Source organism: Spirochaeta dissipatitropha, from assembly GCF_054657935.1.
On record NZ_BAAHXT010000030.1, the window covers coordinates 1 to 4643 of the forward strand.

The 4643-nt window shown below is 38.1% G+C and carries 5 protein-coding genes; all 5 read left to right on the forward strand.

The features are described 5' to 3' along the window. On the forward strand, positions 1 to 220 hold a 220-nt coding region (locus tag ACYQ2L_RS16945; protein WP_460058270.1), incomplete at its 5' end, for a hypothetical protein. A gap of 3 nt (positions 221 to 223) precedes the next feature. Continuing rightward, positions 224 to 952, forward strand: a complete 729-nt coding sequence (stbB, locus tag ACYQ2L_RS16950; RefSeq protein ID WP_460058272.1) for a StbB family protein — start codon at positions 224 to 226, stop codon at positions 950 to 952. Continuing rightward, positions 945 to 1769, forward strand: a complete 825-nt coding sequence (locus ACYQ2L_RS16955) for a hypothetical protein (protein ID WP_460058274.1) — start codon at positions 945 to 947, stop codon at positions 1767 to 1769. The genes stbB and ACYQ2L_RS16955 overlap by 8 nt, the downstream gene beginning before the upstream one ends. 145 nt (positions 1770 to 1914) lie before the next feature. Next, positions 1915 to 2577 (forward strand): hypothetical protein, encoded by a 663-nt coding sequence (locus tag ACYQ2L_RS16960; protein WP_460058276.1) that lies wholly within the window; start codon positions 1915 to 1917, stop codon positions 2575 to 2577. Between the two features lie 544 nt (positions 2578 to 3121). Beyond that, on the forward strand, positions 3122 to 4498 hold the full coding sequence (gene dgt / locus ACYQ2L_RS16965; RefSeq protein ID WP_460058278.1) for a dGTPase: 1377 nt from the start codon (positions 3122 to 3124) through the stop codon (positions 4496 to 4498). Positions 4499 to 4643 lie beyond the last annotated feature (145 nt).

The window sequence follows — 4643 nt, forward strand, 5'->3', positions numbered from 1 at the left end:
GATTGTTCAATACCTCTCCGAAGAAGAGGGGGTGAATGTCACACAGGCTACACTCAGTCGCTTTATGGTGAAACACATATCTGATTCACATTCTAATCCTGCAAAACCAGCAAAGGAACAGAGCCGGGAGAAATCCCAGAACGGAAAGCCGGCTCCGTCTATCTTTGAGAAAAAAAAGAAAGCGGAGGTGGATCTTGATGATCTTTTAAATGAGGACTAATACATGAAATGTATCGTACTGAGCTATACAGGCACGGTCGGTAAAACCACCCTTGCAGCGAACCTGCTGCGTCCCCGGATGAATGACGCAACTGTCATTGCTATCGAATCAATAAATGAAAGTACCGAAGAACTGGGAATCGAGTCAGAGAAACTTTCTGGACAACGATTCAAGGAACTGTTCTCGAAACTGCTGTATCTCGATGATGCGATTGTAGATGTCGGAGCAAGTAACATCGAAGCTTTTCTGGACGGTCTTGCAATGTATGAAGACAGTCATCTTGAATTTGACTTCTTTATTATCCCTGTTACTCCCGGAACAAAAGAGCAAAAAGAAACAATCAGTCTGCTGCTTACACTGCAGAACTACGGCATTAATCCGGATAAGATCAGAATCGTGTACAATCGCGTAGAGTCAGATGTCGAGCTTGAGTTTGATCTGCTCTGCCGCTTTTTTCGCAAAAACCCGGAATACGATTTTAACCCTGGTCTTGCTATTAAAGAGAACGAACTCTTCGATGCACTTGCTATTCAACGTAAGAGCATTCATGAAATTCTATCTGATCAAACTGATTACCGCCAGCAGCTGCGAGATCTTCACAAATCAGCAGATAAGAAAGATCGATCAAAATTAATCGAAGCATATACGACTCGATCCCTCGCACGTAGTGTCGTAAGAAATCTCGATGAAGTATTCAATGCAATGTTTGAAGCGGAGGCTGCCCATGTCTGAATCAATGAACTTTAAAGAAAAAACATATCAACTGATTTATGAAGAGTTTAGTACTGTGCTCGATCGAATCGAAGAAGTAAAAAATGGGCTCCCCGATGCGACCCGGGCAGCTGCAGAAACAATTACAGACGGCTTCTCTACAGCCGTCACAGAAGCAGAACAGAAACTCAAACTGCTGAAAAATGAAATCGATGAAGCATATTGCAGCTTTAAGGATGTCAATGAAGACATGTTTATGGAAGTAGAAAATCATTTCAATAAATGTGAACAACGATTGTATTCACCCATTTCGACTTATGTCGAAATACTATCAAACGCCGAGAAACTGATTGAAATGATGTTTGAAGAGATCGATGCTTACTCACGCAAGGTAAATGAACAGATCGGCGCATCTGCCCGGGCTGAAGCATCATATGCAGTAATCGCAGCAGGGAAGGCCGGTGTTCAAGCAGAAGTAATGCCACTGCTGACAGAAGCACGATGTCAGCTTGATCATGCGCTTGAGCAGCTCGTAAATGCCGTAAACGAAAGCCAGATCAGTTTTAACAACAGCGCAAAAAATCTTGATGAAACAGCACAAGCTGCCAGAAAAGCTCTCGCAGACAGGCTCGGACAATTCATTTCAGGCTCAAGAGTGAAAATCGCACTGGCAGCAGCTTCTGTAATCCTCGTCAGTGGAATAGTGCTCGGATCAGCTGTTGCTACATTTAGCATGCATCAGTTCATGCGTTACCAACAGCACCCTGACTTAGCAGAGCTCCAGGGAAATGCAGATAGTATTGATCTACAGGAAGCTGAAAGCCTTCAGTTTGAATAGCGAAAGAAGTAATCATCAAATTGCCAGATACGTGGGTATGAAAAACTCCATGATATAATGGAGCATACCCCACCAACAAAAGGAGAGTGAATGAGATCAAGCCGTATTGAATTCTTCCCTGCCGCCATAAGGCAAGAGAGCTGCCATGAATGAAAAGAACGAAAAGATACGTTTCAATTCCTACCAGGCCCTGTATGAAAGCGCATCAGTCGATGGATTAGAATTCTTTCTCAGCACTGCAATAGAAGAAATTCTACAGAATCTTGCCTGTTGTCCCGACGACAACGGTCGGATCTCCCATGATCCGGATATGTTTTTCACAGGTATTATGAATATTTTATTCCGGGAGGATAATATGAGTGATTTATGGAAAGATATTCGGGCAGGAGTGAGTGACGAGCTTATAATTTCTGAATACAAGAAAGTTGATCCTGATCTCAAATATGTAAAATGGTGGTACGGTGACGATTGCGAGGATCTCATACTCCCACACGGAATTGAATATCATCTTGTCGACGTAATTTTCGCCCACTGGTCGGCATATGACAGACGCCTTACCGGAGATTTAAATGAAACCGGCCAACTGGTGCACCGAGTAATTCGCCTATTACGTGTCTCCTTCTCCGAATTACGCCGACTGGATAAATTATTCCATTTCAAACCACACGAATCCATGCATGCCGTAGTCAACAATATGATCTACGCCACATCGCCCAGGGAAACAGAATTTTTCTCCCACTTTGAACCACCGGCATACGATAAGGACGGCAACCTTATATCCGAAGGGGTCGGACTCAGCGTAACGTAATAATCTATGGTCCAGAGCGAGTAGGGCAGATGCCCAAATAATTATCCGTCACCTGTCATGACCCGGGTCATCCAGGCTGACGGATAGCATGTTATAGTTTTGAATCACAATAGTTAAAAAGTCCAATTCAATATAATAAGCACAAAGAAAATGCTAATAAAAGATGATTTATTCCTCTCAAGCTTGCATTGCCATTCAGGTCGCTTATACTGAATGAAAAACGTACCATGTTATTTCGATCCAGGTTCGCCGGAGGTTACCGACAGGTATGTGTTATACAACAGAACCAAATCTCCCGATGCAGGGTAGATTTGCATGATTGTGTGCACATACTGACAGAAAAGAAATGACCCCATGAATTAACCAATTGTTATTTCATTTCTGATTGATTATGTGCTCGAAGTGTAGAAAACCACGGTACATAAAAGGTAGTAAGACATCCCTGTGTTTTGAGATTGATGTGCTGTAAAATGCACTCTATGAGGTAGATTCATAGAAAACTGATGATTGAATATGTTATGTTTATAAAAAAGGATAAAAGAGTATGATACTTGATTTAGAAAAGAAATTATTTCCTAAAAGAGAACGAGATAGCACTATCCAGCGTGAAAATTTAATAGATGAATTTTTAAGCGATAGATCAAGAATTATTTATTCATCATCATTTCGCCGATTAACTCAAAAAGCACAAGTTTTTTCCTTAGAATCAAATTCAAGTGTTAGAAATAGACTTACACATTCATTAGAAGTCGCAGATATAGGTAGAAGCTTAGCATATAAAATCGGGCAAGAATTATCAGATAAAAACCTGATAGAATCAAAATATATATTGCCAATAGTCACAATAATTGAAAATGCATGTTTGATACATGATATTGGGAATCCTCCATTCGGCCATTTTGGTGAATCAGCAATACAAGATTGGTTTAAAAACAAGAGTAAAGATATAATAGAAAAAAATTTAAACATTGAAAATCACGAAGATTATATTTCTGACTTCTTGCATTTTGATGGGAATCCTCAAGGATTTAGAATTCTTAATAAATTGCATTGCGAAAAAGATAAACATGGATTAAATCTTACTTACCCAACAATGCTTTGTACAATTAAATACCCAAGATCTTCAAACGAAACATGCAAAGTTAATAATAAAAAAGCTGGATATTTCAAGACAGAGAAAGATATTGTTGAAAGAGCATGGGAAGAATTAGAAATCAAAAGTAATACTAGATTTCCTTTTTTATATATTATGGAAGCTGCTGACGATATTTGTTATTGCTTGAGCGATATTGCAGATTCGATAGAAAAAGGTATTATAGATAGTACTTTATTTAAAAATCATTTTTCTAAATTTATCAAAGACAATAAATTGAATTATTCACTACCAGACAGAAAGATTGAATATTTTGGGATGGAAATATCTGTGAATTGGTCAAGAAAAATTTCACAAGAAGTTTCTGAGCATTTTGTTGCTAATTTTGACGATTATTTCGCTGGAGAAAAAAAAGAAATTATTGAAGATATTAATGCTGGTAAAATATTAAAAGAATTAAAAGCTTTTGCTAGAAAATATATTTATATCGCGCCTGAAGCGCAATATATAGAACTATCTGGATATCAAATTATTTCAGGACTATTAGATCATTTCTCTAAATTACTAATCATGAATGTAAATGATTTTCATAAATTCATTTATGATGATGATTCAGGCAAAGGATTTGATATTGAATGGAGATTATATAATCTTCTATCAAAACGACATATTAAAAACTATAAATATGAAAATATGAAGAGAAAAAATGATAATGAGTGGTTATTAAGAGCACATTTAATAACAGATTATATATCAGGTATGACAGATCAATATGCTCTTGAAGTATATCAAATGTTAGAAGGTATAAATATTAAAAGAAGAAGATGAAACATAACAAACGCATGCAACTGACAATTTTTTTGTCATAGTTTTTGATTACTCAAAAACTACGCCAACCCTACGGGACAAAATTGCAGCTGATGCGGTCGTTGCACTAAACCGCTGTAGCCAGCGGTGGAAGGGGCGTGTTTAT